Origin of the sequence: Flavobacterium sp. 245 (genome assembly GCF_004362055.1) — a bacterium.
Taxonomy (GTDB): Bacteria; Bacteroidota; Bacteroidia; order Flavobacteriales; family Flavobacteriaceae; genus Flavobacterium.
Genome location: NZ_SNXB01000003.1, coordinates 519,435 through 537,560, shown reverse-complemented (window position 1 = coordinate 537,560; position 18,126 = coordinate 519,435). Strand labels below are relative to the sequence as shown.

The window sequence follows — 18,126 nt, the reverse complement described above, 5'->3', positions numbered from 1 at the left end:
ATTTTAGCCGATACTAAACAATATTAACTTGGAAGCGGAACGACAATTAAATATTAAAAGAAGTTTATTAGACAATTATGAAAGAGAACTTCATCTTCATGCCGATTTTATTAAATTCGAAGATAAAGATCTAAGAAATAATGGTTTTACATCTTTTAAAACTGATGAAATTAAAGAGTTTTGTTTCGGTACGACTTTATATCAATATCGAATTGTTTTTGGACGAGAATATCAAATATTGGTAAAGAATTTTGACAATGAAATTCTAGACATAAAGTTTAAAAGTTATTTTGGAATTAAGAAGTATAAATCTCATGAGCTTTACGTAGAAATAGTTAATGCCATATGGGATTTGTATTTTACGAAGCAAGTTTATTCTTTTATTAAAGAATTTGAAGCAGGAGAATCTTTTTATATTGGAGAAGTCAATATAAATCCCGAAGGAGTAGTTATTTTTGTATCGAGACTTTTAAAACAAGAGAAAAAATTGATTCCGTGGGAAGATGTTGCGCTTAGAAAATACAGTTCTTATGTGTCGATTTATTCTAGTAAAAATCCTTTAGACTTTAATCGTGGCTATTCCTATAAAAAGGATTGGAATACTTTGGTTTTATATAATGTAATTAAAAATATACTTGATAATAAAAAAATAAATAATGATTGATTTAGATTACCTGGCTTTTCTTGAAAATATATTAACCGACAATCGTAAAGAAAGATTTTTAAATGTATTAGGCAATCGTACAAAGCATTTTACTATTGCGGTCGAAGACGTTTTTCAAATGCATAATACAAGTGCCGTAATGCGTAGTTGTGAGGTATTTGGAATCCAGGAATTGAATGTGATTGAACAACGTTACGGAAAAAAAATCGATAAGGAAATTGCAATGGGTGCTCAAAAATGGGTTGATATCAATCAATATGATTCTATTACAAAATGCGTTTCTACTTTAAAAGAACAAGGCTATCAGATTATTGCAACGACGCCTCATGAAAATGATTGTTTGCTGGAAGATTTCGATATTACAAAACCAAGTGCTTTGTTCTTCGGAACAGAAAGAGACGGCTTGTCAGAAGAAATTATGGAAAACGCCGATGGTTTCTTGAAAATCCCAATGGTAGGTTTTACAGAAAGTTTGAATATTTCTGTTTCCGCTGCAATCATAATTCAAAACCTGACAAACAGATTGCGAAATTCTGATATCAAATGGCAATTGTCAGAAGAAGAAATTCTGGAAAAACGCTTGTCGTGGGCAAGAAATTCAATTAAAGATATTAAACGAATTGAAGCAAGATATTACGAGGAGAATCCGAGATAAAGTTTTTGCTTCTAAGATTCTAAGATTCTAAGATGATGAGATGCTGAGATGCTAAGTTGTTAAGCATCAAAAAAAACTCAGCTAGACACACTGCAGTAGGTCTAGCTGAGTTTTTTTTATAAAACAATGTTTGGAGAAATCTTAGAATCTTAGCACCTCAGAATCTTAGAAACTTTAAAAAAAAATTACCTTCCAAAAGTATCGTAATTATCTGTAGCGTATTTCTCAAAACGTTTTAATATTGCTATGTTTTGTTTTTCTGTTTCGGTCAATTGATTGTCAACATTTTCTGAAATTGGAACATACCAATAAACAAAATCAAAAAATTGTCGAATGGTTTCCGATTTAAAAGCATAACCATGTCGGGCAAATATGGTATTTCTCAGAATTTCTAAATCCAGTTTCTTTAAATTCTTTAATTGACTTTCTTTCAGTTTTGTTGTTGAAGAATTAATTGTAAAAATAACATCTGATGCGGCTCTAAAAAGTGCACCGCTGGATTCATCTTCACCTTCATACTCATCGATTGTGTCGTTTTCGATTTTTTCAACCTGATTTTCTGCCTGTTCCTGCGCTTTAGGATTTACATAATCAATGTACAAATCTCCTTGCGGAAGCATAGCATTTGGGTCATATTTAAATTCTCTTTTTGTAAGCGTAAATTTTCTTTTTGTCACTTCTTTTTTGGGATCGTTTGCTTGCCAAGTTCCTTTTAGTAACGTGTCTTTTTGTATTTCAAAAGTAAAGACGCCATCATTTTTATCATCGCCAGGTTCTTTAAGGGTAAAATAAAAGGTATTCCCTGTTTTTTTCATGGAACCTTTAATTGGTCTGCTTTTTCCGTCTATAATTCTTTGACCAATTACTTCTGATTCTGTAATTTTCTTAATTAAAATATTAATTGTGTTTACATTCTCAACAGCAGGTCTTGTAGTATCTCGCTCTTCAATCATAAAATATCCCACATACGATCCGTATAAGTAGGTTCTTATTTCTTTGTTTTCGGCTAAAAGCTTTGTGTTTTTTGGACTTTCTTTCTCTTTTGAGTTACAAGAAAATAATAATACAACTAATAGGAAACAAAAGAGTTTTTTCATTTTTTAGATTGATTAAAAAGATAATATTCAATGATTAATAAATTCGGAATCCAGCCAATCCAAGCAATGATCTGATAGACATCCATTGGCGAAGGCTGAAACAAATATACAAGAATAACCTTCCAAAAGCGTAAAGTTATTGCTGAAAATGTTAAGGCAAAACTTCGAAGCATAAAAGCTTTATGAAGCGTAATGTTTTTATTTTTAATGGTTAAAAAACCTTTCAATGTAAAATAAAACCATAAAACAGATAAGGTGACAAAGGAGACTTTTGAATAAAAACCTCCATTAGCAAAAATGCCAATAAATAAACCGGAAGGAGCGCTTAAAAACAATACAGTAAATACATATAATTTCCCGATATTTCTATGAATAACCGGCTTTTTCTTTAATAGACCTGAATTAAACTGAGTGAATCCGGCAAGCAAAACAAAGATAGCCGAATAGACATGTAAGTAAAAAAAAGTAATGTAAAAGGGGATTTGTGTAACCTCTGTTTGTTTTATTTGAAGAAAAGCGACATCACTGCGAAATGGAATGTATTGCCAAGTCAGCTTAATCATTAAAATGAAAAAATAGCTAAAAATGGTAATCCAAATAAAAGGTAAAAATGATTTTTTTATCAATTGCAGGGTCTGAAATTTATGCGGTTTCAAATATAAGAAAAATCCCTCGCTACGATAGTAAAGAGGGATTTTTTTATAAGCTTATTTGTTTTGCAAATAGTTTTTTACAAAGTATAATTTAAGTTGATACTCCATCTATAATTGGCTTCCATATTACCGCTTGATAAATTTTGAGTAATGGGCAACATTGCATTTACACCAATCGAAAACTTATCTTTTCCGGCTTCAACGCCAAATTTTCCAAATAAAATATCTCCAGCAGTATTAGGCAAATCAAGATTATGTTGTTTGTTAGTTTGATAAACTTCTCCAGCAAGACCCGCTTGCGGAACAATCTGAAATTTGTTGGCATCAAATAAATAAAAGAATGTTCCGGCATAATTAAATTGATCGCCATACTGATAATTTTTACTGTTTTCTGTTTTAAAAATGTAATTTAAAGTTGTGTTTAAACCCAAATTTTTATGCTTTATAACATATTCAGTAACTAGGGGAAAATCCCAGCTTCCAGTTCCCAACTGAAAACTCTGGTTGATAGTTCCTAAATTATTAATCTCTTTAAATTTTCCAGTTGGCATTTTAACTCCACAGCCAAGATTCAGTTTGTGTGTAAAAAACGTACTGTCTTTTTTAGTTTCATAAATGGTATAAAGTCCCATAATTGTAATATCTCCCAAGCCTTCAATACTTTGAGTTCCGGTAGTCAGTTCTCTTTCATGAAAATGATACGGAACTAAAGCTGAAATCTGGATTTTCTCTGTTATCGGAATTCTTGACCAAGCCTGAATCGTGTTGAAATTTTCGTCAATCCATGGCGAATTGGCAAAAATTCCATCACGGCTTGTGTAACTCTGTTTGAAATAACGAAGTCCTACAAAATTATTGTTCAACATCGAACTAAATCCCATACTTCCGCCACTTGCAGAGCATCCGCAGGCATCGCAGTCAAAATCTTCCATCATGGCCAAACGCTGAAAAGTGAATGCCGAAATACTGTCTTTTACCGTGAAACTAAAGGCTGAAAATCCAACCAAAAAAGTACAAACTACTATTATTTTTTTCATTTTAATTATTTTTAGGAGCTAATCCCGCTATTCGTTGCAATCTTTTATGTCTCGTTTTTTGGAACGAGACACAAAAGGATTTTCACTACTATCAGGGCTAAGGCACCTGTTTTCATAAGATTATTAATCCTGATTTATTACATTTTTTATCGTAGAGGCGCGCAGCAGTGCGTCTACAGAAAGGTTATCCACAAAACTTTAGACGCACTGCAGTGCGTCTCTACGGACATGCTTTGTGTTGTAAATTTTAGACACAGGTTTCAAGGATTTTCAATTGTCTTTAATCGATGTTTATCTTTTCAATCTGTGGCAAAATATTTTTTTAATATTCCGAGAAACGTTTATCCGTTAAATATTGATTATCAGTCAACGTTTTTAAGAATGCTATGATTTGTTTTTTATCATTTTCAGAAAGCGAAATCCCGAATTTTCCATTCTGCTTCAAAATCGGATCAAGTGTTGGAGAATCTTCAATTCCGCTGGCATAATGATCTAGAACGCCTTCGAGAGTTCCAAATCTGCCATCATGCATATACGGAGCAGAAACTTCTACATTTCTTAAACTTGGTACCTTGAATTTGTAATAATCGCTGGCCAATTCAGTTACTTTATAACGGCCCACATCATTTACCATGGGATTTACAGCCAAGCCATTATTTCTAAATGAATTGTCTGTCTGCAAATCTGTGGCGTGACAAGAAGCGCATTTAGATTTGAATAAATCGTAACCTGCCAATTCATCAGAAGTGAATGTTCCACCAGTTTCGTTTCTTCTGTATTTGTCAAACTTAGAATTTGATGAAACGACCATAACCATAAACTGCGAAAGTGCTTTCAGCATGTTTTCGGTTGTGATGGCGCCATCTTCAAAAGCTTGACCAAATAATTTTTGGTAGTCTTTGTCGGCTTTCATCATCTTTAGAATGGCATTTAAATCGCCATTCATTTCGATAACACTCTTAAGCGGAATTAGTGGCTGTAAGTCTAAATGATCTGCCGCTCCGTCGTACATAAATACAGTTTGATAAGCCAAATTTTGAATTGATGGCGTATTACGTGTGCCTTGAGCATTATCGACGCCATGGCTCACAGTATGCCCGTGATGCGTAAAAGCATTGGCTTGAATATGGCAAAAGCCACAAGAAACTACTCCGTCTGACGCTAAACGTCCGTCATAAAAAAGCTTTTTCCCTAATTCAAATCCTTTTTCTGTTGGCGGATTCAATGCAATATTATAGGCTAAATCAGGAAAGTTTGACGGGACTTTAAATTCTAATGGAACATTTATATATTCGTCATCTTGATCTGTACAACTCCATAATAATGGGATTATCAGCCAAAGAAAATATTTAATTTTCAACATGATTTTTTGTTTTGTTAGAAGTACAAAAGTTCTCGTTTAGCCCCGGTAGAAGTGGCATCCTTTTGTGTCTCGTTCCAAAAAACGAGACACAAAAGATACAGCGGATAACGGGACGTCACGTCTGTGGAACCTTGACTCTTGTGCTCCAGAAAATTAATTTAGTCGTTGTGTACGTGATCTACTCTAAACATTGCAACGATGTTTTGAGTAATTAACGGCAAATTAGTACCGCCCATGATCATCGCGCCCATGCCGCCCATGTTGTTGTCAGAAAGTTTAATTTTGTTTTTACCGTCAATGATTTTTGAAAGATCTGTAATTAGGTGAACTTCAGGAGTAATTGTTGTGCGAACCAATGCTTTTGTTGGCATATCAAGTGTAACTTCAGTATAGTTGTAGTCTGTTCCTGTTTTACCAGTGTGAATCATAAAAGGTGTTGCAGCAGTAACAGTTGGCGAAGTAAAAGTGCCTTCGAAAGCAAGGAATTTATATCCTGCAGCCCAAGACCACATCATTCCGGCAGCGTCGGCTTTTGCAAGAAAATCTCCTTGTCCAGCAGCTCCTAATTTCCATTGGTCTTCATCAACTCCAATCCCGAATTTTACTTTTACGTAATCTCCAGCAGGAATGTCGGTAAGTTCGAATTCATGACCGTCTGCAGAACTTTCATCAGCAATAAAATAACTTTTGCTTTTTGGGTAAACGAAAGTAGTTCCGTCAGCTTTTGTCAGAACCACATTGCTTACAATATATTTAATCAAGCTCACTTTTAAAACTTCATTGTTTGAAGTTGTGTTTCCTTGAGTATTTAGAATAAGATCATTAGCTCCATATGCATTGTCGAATTCTAAAACAAGTTTTCCGCTTCCAGAAACGTCATTGCTGTTGTCGTCGTTTGAACAAGAAAATAAAGATATAGATAGTGCTACAAGAGCTAAGGCTTTGTAAAAAGTATTTTTCATTTTATGAATTTTATATAATTTGATTTTAAATTTTTGGATGTGTACAGACACGTTCTCATTGATTTTTAAACAATGAAAATTGATTTCAATTAGAAAATTGAAATCGTATTTAAAAAATTATATAAATAGGGAAGGCGGGTGGAATGCAGCATTCGAAACCGAAATAGGCTTTTTGTCTAAAGCAGCAAAGTTTTCTGTTTTAGATTCGATTGGTGCAATTAAATTATATTGAGCGGTAATTGTATTTTGAATGTAGACAATTTCTGATTTTTCTTTCAGGTTGTTGTCCATTTTCTTTTCGTTATCAGCGTATTTTTTCAGACTTTTTTGAAGTTCGCATCGACCATTACAATTGTTAAAAACCTGTTTGCGCTGCACACAAATTGTTTTTGAAATTTCTTCTTGATTTATTTTGAAAGATGCATAAACAAAGAAATTGCCAAAAGATGGCACTAATAGCATACAAGAAAGTAATATGATAAAAAACTTCTTCAAGAGTTGATTTCGTTGTTTCGATTGCAAAAATACATTTTATTATTTTTAATTATTATGATTTTGATCATTTAACAGAAAAAAGTTTTCTAGTCCCAGTCCCGGTGGCGGTCTCAGTCTCAGTTTTGAGTCTGTGGAAACTGGAAACTTTTTAAATAGACAAACCCGACAGGTTTTAGAAACCTGTCGGGTTTGATATGAAATTTAAGTACTAGTCTGAAAACTGAAAACTTCGACTAATACTAAAAAAAATATTATTTAACCAAAACCCAAGCTCCTGAAGCTAATAGCGTTTCTGCTTTTTTGAATTTCATTTCTTCAGTTTTGCCTGTTGCAACTTCCTGTATAGTAACGGTATCATTACGGTTGATTTTTGGCATATCTCTTACAATCGTTTCTGTAACCTGACGTTGTTGTGTTTCTCCAGCTTCACGGTTAATTTCTTCGCTGTTTGGAATTTCGTCTTTGCTTAATTTAAAGTTTTCTGCTTGACGAACTTCTCTTGCTTCGTGAATTTCAGGAACGTTTTGAGCAGGCAAATCACCTTTGAATAAGAATGAAATAACTTCTTTGTTAACGTTGTCTAACATTCCTCTAAACAAATTGAAAGCTTCTAATTTGTAAATAAGCAATGGATCTTTTTGTTCGTGAACAGCTAATTGAACAGATTGTTTCAATTCGTCCATTTTACGTAAGTGCTTTTTCCAAGCTTCGTCAACAATAGAAAGTGTGATGTTTTTCTCGAAATCAGCAATTAGTTGAGCTCCTTGGCTTTCATATGCTTTTTTCAAATCTGTTACTACATTTAAAGTCTTGATTCCATCTGTAAAAGGAACTACGATTCTTTCAAAATGATTATTTGGTTCTTCAAAAACACCTTTAATAATTGGGAAAGCTTCTCTTGCGCTTCTTTCTGTTTTTTCTGTATAGAAAGCTAATGCTTCTTTATATATTTTTCCTGTAACTTCAATATCAGTTAATTTTACAAAATCTGCTTCAGAAATAGGAGAAGTGATTCCGAAATAACGAATTAAATCAAATTCGAATCCTTTAAAGTCATTAGCTATTTTAGTATTGCTTACGATTAATTCGCAAGTATCATAAAGCATATTAGCGATATCCAGTTTCAAACGCTCACCAAATAATGCGTGACGACGACGTTTGTAAACTACTTCACGTTGCGAGTTCATTACGTCATCATATTCTAATAAACGCTTACGAACACCAAAGTTGTTTTCTTCTACTTTTTTCTGAGCACGTTCGATAGATTTAGTCATCATAGAATGCTGAATAACTTCACCTTCCTGTAGTCCCATTCTGTCCATAACTTTAGCAACTCTTTCAGAACCAAATAAACGCATTAAGTTGTCTTCAAGAGAAACATAAAATTGAGAACTTCCTGGATCTCCCTGACGACCAGAACGACCACGCAACTGTCTGTCAACACGACGTGAATCATGACGTTCTGTACCAACGATTGCTAAACCTCCTGCAGCTTTTACTTCTGGAGATAATTTAATATCAGTACCACGACCAGCCATGTTTGTTGCAATAGTTACAACTCCTGCTTTACCAGCTTCTTCAACGATTTGTGCCTCTTGCTTGTGCATTTTAGCATTCAATACATTGTGTGTGATTCCTCTCATTTTAAGCATACGGCTTAATAATTCTGAAATCTCTACAGAAGTTGTTCCAATCAATACAGGTCTTCCAGCTTTTGATAATTCAGTAACGTCTTCAATAACAGCATTGAATTTCTCACGTGTAGTTTTATAGATATAATCTTCTTTGTCAATTCTTGAAATGCCACGGTTAGTTGGAATTTCAACGACATCTAATTTATAAATCTGCCATAACTCTCCAGCTTCTGTAACCGCTGTACCTGTCATACCTCCTAATTTGCTGTACATTCTGAAATAATTCTGTAATGTAACTGTTGCAAAAGTTTGTGTCGCAGCTTCGATTTTTACATTTTCTTTAGCTTCGATCGCTTGGTGTAAACCGTCAGAATAACGACGACCGTCCATGATACGACCTGTTTGCTCATCGACAATCATAATTTTGTTGTCCATGATAACGTATTCTACATCTTTTTCAAAAAGAGCATACGCTTTTAAAAGCTGTGTCAAAGTGTGGATACGCTCGCTTTTTACTCCAAAATCTTGAAATAATCTTTCTTTAGCTTCTGCTTCAGAATCTTTATCTAATTTTTGTTTTTCGATTGCAGCGATTTCTGTTCCAATGTCTGGTAAAACGAAGAAGTCTGCATCAGTATCTCCAGATAAATATTGAATACCATTGTCAGTCAATTCTACCTGATTGTTTTTTTCTTCAATCACAAAATATAAAGCTTCGTCAACTTTGTGCATTTCGCGATTATTATCCTGCATGTATTGATTTTCAGTTTTTTGAAGCAATTGTTTGATTCCTTCTTCACTTAAAAATTTAATTAATGCTTTATTTTTAGGTAAACTTCTGTAAGCTCTTAATAATAAGAATCCACCTTCTTTAGTATTTCCTTCTTTGATTAATTTTTTAGCTTCTGCCAAGAAACCATTTGCTAACTGACGTTGTTGTGCAACTAAGTTTTCAATTTTTGGTTTCAATTCATTAAATTCATGACGATCTCCTTGAGGAACTGGTCCTGAAATAATAAGCGGTGTTCTAGCATCATCAATTAATACAGAATCGACCTCGTCGACAATTGCATAATTGTGTTTTCTTTGAACTAAATCGCTTGGCGAGTGTGCCATATTATCTCTTAAGTAGTCAAAACCAAATTCGTTGTTGGTTCCGTAAGTGATATCAGCATCGTAAGCTTTTTTTCTTTGTTCTGTACTCGGTTGGTGATTATCGATACAATCAACAGATAAACCGTGGAATTCGAATAATGGTGCTTTCCAAGTACTATCACGTTTTGCCAAATAATCATTCACAGTTACTAAGTGAACACCATTTCCAGTTAAAGCATTTAAGTAAAGTGGAAGCGTAGCAACTAAAGTTTTACCTTCACCTGTTTGCATTTCGGCAACTTTACCTTCGTGCAAAACCATACCACCAATCAACTGAACATCATAGTGAATCATGTCCCATGTGATATCTTTACCAGCGGCATTCCATTTGTTAGCCCAAATCGATTTTTCACCGTCAATCGTGATATATGATTTTGTTGCTGAAAATTCGCGGTCTTTTGGAGTTGCAGTAACTTCGATAAAAGAATTTTCTTTAAAACGGCGCGCTGTTTCTTTTACTACAGAAAACGCTTCTGGAAGAAGTTCCAGTAAAGTTTTTTCAGAGATTTCATAAGCTTCTTTTTCAAGAGCATCTATAGCATCATAAAGGTCTTCTCTTTTGTCGATGTCTTCGATGTTTTCTACTTCTGCTTTAAGCGAAGCAATTTTAGCATCTTTGTCAGCTCTGGCTTCTTTTATTCTGTCTTTAAAATAAACGGTTCTAGCTCTTAATTCGTCGTGAGACAAAGCCATTAAGCTGGTTTCGAATGTTTTAATTTTGTTTAAGTAAGGTTGTAAAGCTTTGACATCTTTTTGTGATTTATCACCTACAAAGACTTTAATAATACTGTTTATGAAACTCATGATTTATTAGTATTTCTTTATTATATAATGTTGTAATTTGAACCAAAAAAAAAGTCTCTGTGATGAGACTTTTTCCTTTGGTTTATTTTTTAATATTCATCCTCATTCCAAAGATAATCTTCGTCTGTTGGATAATCAGGCCAAATTTCTTCCATTGATTCATATATCTCGCCTTCATCTTCGATTGACTGAAGGTTTTCTACTACTTCTAATGGAGCACCAGCTCTAATAGCGTAGTCAATAAGTTCATCTTTGTTAGCAGGCCATGGCGCATCACTTAAATAAGATGCTAATTCTAATGTCCAATACATCTGTTATCTGTTTAGTTTGTGCAAAAATAAATTTTTTACTGAAAAAGACAAGTAAATTTTGATTTATTTTAATAAAATTTAAGAACGTCCCTACTAGTACTCCGTTTTTAGTGGCAGTTTTAAGTCTCGAGACTTAGATTTGCAACTAATTACTTCCTAATTTTTAGTATTCAGTTTCGGTATTCGTTTACGTTTTGAAAACTGAAAACTGTGACTGTTTTACTTCCTCGGAATCCATTTCACTTCCTCCGCTTTTAAGTCTGACGACAACTTCCGTGCCAAGACAAAAAGATAGTCAGAAAGTCGGTTTAAGTACTTGATTGCTATTTCAGGAACGTGTTCATTATGGCTTAAATGTACTGCCAAACGCTCTGCGCGACGGCAAATGCAACGTGCTATATGACAATGTGACACAGTAGGATGGCCGCCGGGTAAAACAAAATGCGTCATTGGCGGAAGACTTTCTTCCATTTTATCTATTTCGTTTTCGAGTAATTCTATATCTGAATCAATTATCCCAAGATTTTTTAAACGAAGTTCACCGTTTTTTAGAACTTCTTTTTCCTGCGGAGTTGCCAAAATGGCACCAACTGTAAAAAGGCGGTCCTGAATTTCGATTAAAATGGTTTTGTAATGGGAATCCATTTCTTGATCACGGATCAATCCGATATACGAGTTTAATTCATCAACAGTTCCATAACTGTCAATCCTGATATGATCTTTAGGAACGCGCGTGCCTCCAAAAAGTGCTGTTGTGCCTTTGTCGCCTGTTTTGGTATATACTTTCATTTTTTTTAAGATGCTAAGGTTCTAAGGTGCTGAGATGCTAAGTTTTTTAGTTTTCTTTGAAACCGAGTTCGTCATGCAGTTTGGTTATTTTTTTAACAGCTTCGTTATTGAGATTGCCATCAGCTCCATCAGCAAGAGCAGCGGAAGAATGAAGCTGGTTACAGCTCAAACAAATTTGTGTTTGGCAAATAACCGTGTCGTTTTTAAAATATATAAATGCAAGTCTTGGTTCGTAACAAGCTGCTATGTTTGGATTTTTATATGTTTTTTTATTTCCAATGATTTTGTTTAATCTTGAAATCTGATTCTGATTTAGTTTTTTTGTTTGACTAATCGTATTTATATATTTTCCTTTTTCATTTATAGGATAAAAAAAATGTTCGCCCGAAAAACCGATGTAATTTACCCCGAGCACAGAGTCACATTTAATATCTTTAGAATAGGATAGAGTACGGTCTATTTTTATGTTTGCTGTTTTATCGTTTAGCCAAAATATTTTTATTCTCGGTGGTTTGGGAGGTAATTCAGGATAATTATACTCTTTTTTTGACATATTTTTACATGATGTCAAAACCAAAAACATAAGCACAAAACATTTTATGATTCGCATTTGTTTTCTAAATCTTATTTGATTGCAATTCCTTTGAAGTATCACTTTCAATTACTCCATCTCGTAAGCGAATAACGCGATGTGCATACGCTGCAATATCTTCTTCGTGCGTTACTAGAATAACTGTGTTTCCTTGTGCATGAATATCTCCAAAAAGCTTCATGATTTCTACAGAAGTTTTACTGTCTAAGTTTCCTGTCGGCTCATCGGCTAAAATAATTGAAGGTTTGTTGACCAAAGCACGAGCAATGGCAACACGCTGGCGTTGTCCTCCAGAAAGCTGATTCGGTTGGTGATCCATTCTGTCGGCAAGATTTACTTGTTTTAAAACTTCAACTGCTCTTGCATTTCTATCAGATTTTGAATATCCGGCGTAAATCATTGGCAATGCAACATTGTCTAAAGCTGTTGTTCTTGGTAAAAGATTAAAAGTTTGAAAGACAAAGCCAATTTCAGTGTTTCTGATCCCAGCCAATTCATCATCACGCATTTGGCTGACATCTTTTCCGTTTAAAATATATTGTCCAGAAGTTGGAGTGTCCAAGCAGCCAAGCAAATTCATCAAAGTTGATTTTCCGGATCCAGAAGGTCCCATCAATGCAACATATTCTCCTTTGTTTATTTCTAAATTAATTCCTTTTAAAACATATACGATTTCATTTCCAAGTACAAAATTTCGCTTTATGTCAGTTATCTTAATTAATGGATTTGCCATTTCGTTTTACAATTTTGGTTTTAAAAGTACAAAACACTTTTCAATAAAATTGATAAGTAGTACATTATTGGTTTTTGTTACAAAAAAACTCTTTTGTTTTAAAATGCATTTATATAACCAAAACTATATATGTTTTAGAAAGTAAGCTGTTATATTATTTTAAATAAATATTACATTATTATCATTATTTTTTATTTTTTACAGTTTTATTATGTTTTTTATTTTTCAAAGATGATAATAATGTAATTTATTGCAGTAAGGTTTAGGTACATTTGTTAATGTATTAATTAAAATAATCAGAATTATGAAAAGCATACAATTATTATCGGGAATAGCATTAATAGCTTTAAGCTTTACATCGTGTAAAGATGAGAAACAAGAAAAAGCTCAAAAAACCGTAGATTCTTATGTAGCCTACGTTGATTCAGTTAAAAATGTTGCAGCGGAAGATTTGAAAGCCGACTGGAAAAGCGTTGACGCTGAATATGACAAAAGAGCGCAGGAAGCTGAATTAGCTTTAGCAGATCTAAAAGATAAAACAGCTGCAACTGAAAAAGTAAATACGAGTAAAATTAAATACGAAGAATTTAAAAAGGAAATGACCGCCGTTTTTGCCCCGCCAGCTCCAAGTCCTAAACAACAATTGCGCAACGCTTTGTTTGGTGAAGGAAAAATTGGAGATGATATGAGTTTTTCTTGGGTAAATGCCCAAAACATTCATAGCGTTTACCAGCAATTTGTTCATACGGTAGAAAATAATAAAGACAGTTATTCAAGAGAAGACTGGGATGAAATCAAAATATTGTATGAAGCGTTGGACAGCCGAAAAAACACCGTTGAAAAAGAAGGTTTAACTGCTGAGGACAATAGAAAAATTGCCGGTTTGAAAATCAAATTTGCTCCAATGTACACTGTTAACAGAATGGGAGCGAAGTCTGAAGAAAATAAAGAAGCAAAAAAATAAAGAATGCTAAATTGAAAAAAAAGACAATCAGAAATGATTGTCTTTTTTTTATGTTCTAATTGTAAAATGTTCTTTTTCCTGTTCGTATCTGAAAAATACAAATCCCCATTGAAAAGTGTCGATTGTTACAGTCACTTTTGGATGATTTTTAATAATCTCCCATGCTTCTTCCATTTCTTGAGACCAATGAATGTCATCAAAAATCCAAACTGAATCGTTGTCTGTAGTAGGCAATAAAAGATCAAAATATTTTAAAGTTGCATTTTTCGAATGGTTGCCATCAAAGTATATTAGATTGTAAATTGTAGATTGCAGGTTTTCGGAAATTAAAAAAGACTCAAATTCTGAAATTATATTATCTACATTTTTACAATCGAATTGATTAAGTTGATTTTCGGCAATGTTTGCTGTATTTGGGCAACCTTCAATTGTAATAACTTTTGCATTTGTATTTCCAAGGGCCAATGCTGAAGTTGCTAAACCTAATGATGTTCCTATTTCAAGAATATTTTGCGGTTCAAAATATCTTGTTACTCGAAAAAGCAATTCTGCTCTTGTAGAAGAAATTCCAGCTGTTTTTGCAATTTTCGCAATTTGTCTTCTATTTGATTTGAAAACTTTTGAACCTGCGCCAAAATCGGTTACTTCAATAAAATTTCTATTTTCTAAAAGTGATTTTCGGTATTTTTTCAAAATCGCATATTCTGATTTTGGCTTCTTGTCGTAAAAACACTTCGTTAATAAATTAAATACGAATGGTGAATGGACTCCATGTTCGTTTTTAGATTTCCAAAGAAATTTTAGATAAGATTTTATTTGAAAAAGCATTTTGAAAATTATAGTTCAGAAATTAGTTTACAGAAATTAATTTAACATCAAAAAGTAAAACTGAACCAGCAGGTATGCCGGGACGGCTATAACTTCCGTAAGCTAAATGTGATGGTATCAACAAAACGCCGCTTCCTCCTTCTTTAAAGTAAGGAATGCCCTCTGTCCATCCCGAAATTACTTTATTAAGAGGGAAAGAGATACCTGCACTGCTGCTTTGATCAAAAATATTTCCATTAGTAAAGTAACCTTTGTAAGCTACAGTTACCGTTGAACTGCTTGTTGGTTGTTTACCAGTTCCTTGTTCATTAATAATGTAATACAAACCAGAATCGGATCTTTGTGCTGTTAATTTGTTTTTAGCTAAATAGTCTGTAATTTCTTTTTCGTTTTCTGCTGAATAATCTTTAGGAGGTGCATTCAAATCTTTGTCAGAACTAGAGCATGAAATAAAAAGTGTAAGAGCAAATAATGCAGATAAAAAATGTTTCATTGTGGTGTTTAAATTTTTAAAGTCATAAATATATAGAATTAGTTTTTCAGTCGCAGTTTTCAGTCTCAGTCTTAGTCTCAGTTTTCAGTCTCAGTCTCAGTTTTTAGTAGTTAGTTGCATCCAAATTTCGTTGGATTATTAATCATATAGTTAATTAATTTTCCAATTTCTATATTTTTAATGTTTAATCTATCGAAGGTCTCTTTGTTTATATATTGACATTTTAAAGAAAATTCGAGCCAAGTACTTGTTTCAGAGTTTTCAGCGTCACTATCCGTCAATTTACTTATAAAATGATTTACGTACCTTCTTTTTCTATATGATTCTGCAATGTTTGCGGTCACACTTCTTGATGAACGACGTATTTGATCAGTTAAGGAATAAGTTTCTTCTTTTGGAAAAGTTTTCGAAATTTCAAAAATTTCCATAGCCAGCTCAAATGATTTTTTATAAGCCAGTAATTCTTTAAAATCCATTTTTTATTTTTCTACAAGAATAATAAAAAAGAAGGAAAAAGTTTACTTTTATGTAGGAAAAAACTGAAAACTGAAAACTGCGACTGAAAACTAATCTACCCCTCAATTTTAGCCGAAAGCTCAAACCAGCGTTCTTCTTTAGCATCAATTTTATTTATGATATTTTGAAGTTCATTCGCTTTTTTCTCAATATCAGCATCAGCAACTTTTCCATCAGCGAATAATTGTTCGATTTTAGTTTTTTCAATTTCTAAATCTTTAATTTCTCTTTCGATTTTCTGATATTCTTTTTGTTCGTTGAAACTTAAATTTCCGGTTGGATTATTTTGTTTCCAATCTTTCTTTTCAGCTTTGTTTTCTTCTTTTTGAGCAACATCAGCACTGTCTTCGTAAGCTCTAAAATCAGAATAATTTCCTGGGAAGTTTTCAATTTCGCCCTGTCCTCTAAAAATAAATAAATGGTCGACAATTTTATCCATAAAGTAACGGTCATGCGAAACCACCAATAAACATCCTGGATAATCTAAAAGGAAACTTTCCAGTACATTAAGCGTCACAATATCCAAATCGTTGGTTGGCTCATCCAGAATTAAAAAGTTTGGATTCTGAATCAAAACGGTACATAAATACAAACGCTTTAATTCACCTCCACTTAATTTTTCGACATAATCGTATTGTTTTTTGGCATCAAAAAGAAAACGTTCCAACAATTGTGAAGCCGAAATGATTTTTCCTTTTGCCAACGGAATATATTCTCCATATTCCTTAATAATATCAATAACACGCTGACCTGGTTTTGGATTAATTCCAGATTGTGTGTAATAACCAATTTTAATTGTGTCACCTTTTACAACTCGGCCACTGTCTGGCGGAATTGTTCCTGTCAAAAGATTAAGGAAAGTAGATTTTCCAGTTCCGTTTTTCCCAATAATTCCGATTCTTTCGCCACGCTGAAAATCAAAACTAAAGTTATCCAGAATAACACGATCCTTGAATTTTTTAGAAAGTTTGTGAAGCTCAATAATTTTGCTTCCCATTCTTTCCATATTGATTTCTAGCTCCACTTTATTTTCTTTACGTCGGCTTTGTGCTTTTTCTTTAATTACATAAAAGTCATCCTGACGCGATTTCGATTTAGTTGTTCTTGCTTTTGGCTGGCGGCGCATCCATTCTAATTCTTTTACAAATAAGTTTTTAGCTTTGTCAACGCTGGCATTTTCAGAAGTTATTCGCTCTTCCTTTTTCTCTAAATAATAAGAATAATTTCCTTTGTATTGGTATAATTTTCCGTTGTCTAATTCGATAATTTCATTACAAACGCGCTCTAAAAAGAAACGGTCGTGCGTTACCATAAACAAGGTAATATTTTCTTTGGTAAAATAACTTTCAAGCCATTCGATCATTTCAAGATCTAAATGGTTGGTTGGCTCATCCAAAATCAATAAATCTGGACGATTGATTAATATGATAGCCAAAGAAAGACGCTTTTTTTGACCTCCCGAAAGATTTTTTACTTTAAGTTTAAAATCTTCCAGTTTTAATTTGAATAAAATTTGTTTGTACTGCGTCTCGAAATCCCATGCATTATGCTGATCCATTCCATCAAAAGCTTTTTGATAAGCTTCTTCATCGTTTGGATTTTCTAGCGCTTTTTCATAAGCTTCGATTATTTTAAGCGTTTCATTATCAGAAGCAAAAATACTTTCTTCAATCGTTAGTTCATCCTGAAGATTATTGTCTTGTGAAAGAAACGCCATTCTGATTCCTTTTCTCAACACTACTTGTCCCGTATCTGGCTCATCTAAACCATTAATAATACTCATAATGGTTGTTTTACCAGAACCATTTTTAGCAATAAAAGCAATTTTTTGGTCTTTATTGATTCCAAATGAAATGTTGTCAAAAAGGACTCTTTCGCCAAATGACTTTGATATATTTTCTACAGATAAGTAATTCATTTTGTAAATTGTTTTAAATCAGATGATTACAGGTAATTTTTACTTATAGGTCTCTAATTAAGTCTCTAGTGTTAAAAGACTGTTTTTTTTATTTTGGTGGCAAAGATACCCTTTTGAACGTAACAAAAAAAGATAGCACTAGGCTATCTTTTACTTTGTAATTTTAACAGTTCGCTGACCTTATATCTCTTTCGATTGCTAAAAGGTCTGTAGGCTTTAATTTTGCCTTCGGTTTCATATTTACCGATTGTAGTTTGGCTCTTAATTCCTAAAATAATCATTGCTTCCCTTGTACTCACAAATTGGTCATTTTGCATAGCTAGTAAATTTAAGCTACTCTTGACATTTGTTTTTCTAGATAAATCTTTTCTCTCTGTTTTCATCTTCCTTCCTTTACATTAAAAAAAGACCTGTTCAGGTCTTTTTTTGTTCTACATCATTCGATTTATAAAGATATAAATAT

The 18,126-nt window shown here is 33.2% G+C and carries 19 protein-coding genes; 3 read left to right on the top strand and 16 right to left on the bottom strand.

The window, feature by feature from the left end; translation table 11 throughout:
• Positions 1-28: 28 nt before the first annotated feature.
• Complete coding sequence (locus EV145_RS08435) at positions 29-664, top strand: hypothetical protein (protein WP_133524774.1); 636 nt, start codon at positions 29-31, stop codon at positions 662-664.
• Positions 657-1,319 carry a TrmH family RNA methyltransferase gene (locus EV145_RS08430; protein WP_133524773.1) on the top strand — a complete coding sequence of 221 codons (663 nt, stop codon included), beginning with the start codon at positions 657-659 and terminating at the stop codon, positions 1,317-1,319. The genes EV145_RS08435 and EV145_RS08430 overlap by 8 nt, the downstream gene beginning before the upstream one ends.
• A 185-nt stretch (positions 1,320-1,504) precedes the next feature.
• Here EV145_RS08430 and EV145_RS08425 read toward each other — a convergent pair whose 3' ends face one another.
• From EV145_RS08425 to EV145_RS08375, 11 genes are all read right to left on the bottom strand, one after another.
• Positions 1,505-2,416, bottom strand: coding sequence for a YARHG domain-containing protein (locus EV145_RS08425; RefSeq protein WP_133524772.1), 912 nt, complete (start codon positions 2,414-2,416; stop codon positions 1,505-1,507).
• Entirely contained in the window at positions 2,413-2,979 is a 567-nt protein-coding gene (locus EV145_RS08420) for a DUF2306 domain-containing protein (protein ID WP_133524771.1), read from the bottom strand. The genes EV145_RS08425 and EV145_RS08420 overlap by 4 nt, the downstream gene beginning before the upstream one ends.
• A gap of 167 nt (positions 2,980-3,146) precedes the next feature.
• Positions 3,147-4,106, bottom strand: coding sequence for a transporter (locus EV145_RS08415; RefSeq protein WP_133524770.1), 960 nt, complete (start codon positions 4,104-4,106; stop codon positions 3,147-3,149).
• 322 nt (positions 4,107-4,428) lie between these two features.
• On the bottom strand, positions 4,429-5,469 hold the full coding sequence (locus EV145_RS08410; RefSeq protein ID WP_133524769.1) for a cytochrome-c peroxidase: 1,041 nt from the start codon (positions 5,467-5,469) through the stop codon (positions 4,429-4,431).
• Positions 5,470-5,627: 158 nt separating this feature from the next.
• Positions 5,628-6,431 (bottom strand): MbnP family protein, encoded by an 804-nt coding sequence (locus EV145_RS08405; RefSeq protein ID WP_133524768.1) that lies wholly within the window; start codon positions 6,429-6,431, stop codon positions 5,628-5,630.
• 117 nt (positions 6,432-6,548) lie between these two features.
• Positions 6,549-6,893 carry a hypothetical protein gene (locus tag EV145_RS08400; RefSeq protein WP_166638426.1) on the bottom strand — a complete coding sequence of 115 codons (345 nt, stop codon included), beginning with the start codon at positions 6,891-6,893 and terminating at the stop codon, positions 6,549-6,551.
• A 284-nt stretch (positions 6,894-7,177) separates the two neighbouring features.
• A complete protein-coding gene (gene secA, locus EV145_RS08395; RefSeq protein WP_133524766.1) occupies positions 7,178-10,519 on the bottom strand; it encodes a preprotein translocase subunit SecA in 3,342 nt (1,113 codons plus the stop codon).
• Between the two features lie 89 nt (positions 10,520-10,608).
• A complete protein-coding gene (locus EV145_RS08390) occupies positions 10,609-10,830 on the bottom strand; it encodes a DUF2795 domain-containing protein (RefSeq protein ID WP_007138072.1) in 222 nt (73 codons plus the stop codon).
• 219 nt (positions 10,831-11,049) lie between these two features.
• Positions 11,050-11,619: a cob(I)yrinic acid a,c-diamide adenosyltransferase gene (locus tag EV145_RS08385; RefSeq protein WP_133524765.1), complete on the bottom strand. Its 570-nt coding sequence runs from the start codon at positions 11,617-11,619 to the stop codon at positions 11,050-11,052.
• Positions 11,620-11,665: 46 nt separating this feature from the next.
• Entirely contained in the window at positions 11,666-12,172 is a 507-nt protein-coding gene (locus tag EV145_RS08380) for a hypothetical protein (protein WP_133524764.1), read from the bottom strand.
• Positions 12,173-12,236: 64 nt separating this feature from the next.
• On the bottom strand, positions 12,237-12,944 hold the full coding sequence (locus EV145_RS08375; protein ID WP_133524763.1) for an ABC transporter ATP-binding protein: 708 nt from the start codon (positions 12,942-12,944) through the stop codon (positions 12,237-12,239).
• A 304-nt stretch (positions 12,945-13,248) separates the two neighbouring features.
• Here EV145_RS08375 and EV145_RS08370 point away from each other — a divergent pair, with 304 nt between their 5' ends.
• Entirely contained in the window at positions 13,249-13,908 is a 660-nt protein-coding gene (locus EV145_RS08370) for a DUF6565 domain-containing protein (protein WP_133524762.1), read from the top strand.
• Between the two features lie 48 nt (positions 13,909-13,956).
• On the opposite strand, the gene EV145_RS08365 is transcribed toward EV145_RS08370, so the two are convergent.
• From EV145_RS08365 to EV145_RS08345, 5 genes are all read right to left on the bottom strand, one after another.
• Positions 13,957-14,736, bottom strand: coding sequence for an O-methyltransferase (locus EV145_RS08365; protein WP_133524761.1), 780 nt, complete (start codon positions 14,734-14,736; stop codon positions 13,957-13,959).
• A gap of 22 nt (positions 14,737-14,758) precedes the next feature.
• Complete coding sequence (locus EV145_RS08360; RefSeq protein ID WP_133524760.1) at positions 14,759-15,229, bottom strand: FKBP-type peptidyl-prolyl cis-trans isomerase; 471 nt, start codon at positions 15,227-15,229, stop codon at positions 14,759-14,761.
• Between the two features lie 110 nt (positions 15,230-15,339).
• Complete coding sequence (locus EV145_RS08355; RefSeq protein WP_133524759.1) at positions 15,340-15,705, bottom strand: four helix bundle protein; 366 nt, start codon at positions 15,703-15,705, stop codon at positions 15,340-15,342.
• A gap of 95 nt (positions 15,706-15,800) precedes the next feature.
• Entirely contained in the window at positions 15,801-17,663 is a 1,863-nt protein-coding gene (locus EV145_RS08350) for an ABC-F family ATP-binding cassette domain-containing protein (RefSeq protein ID WP_133524758.1), read from the bottom strand.
• Positions 17,664-17,806: 143 nt separating this feature from the next.
• Positions 17,807-18,046, bottom strand: coding sequence for a hypothetical protein (locus tag EV145_RS08345; RefSeq protein ID WP_133524757.1), 240 nt, complete (start codon positions 18,044-18,046; stop codon positions 17,807-17,809).
• Positions 18,047-18,126 lie beyond the last annotated feature (80 nt).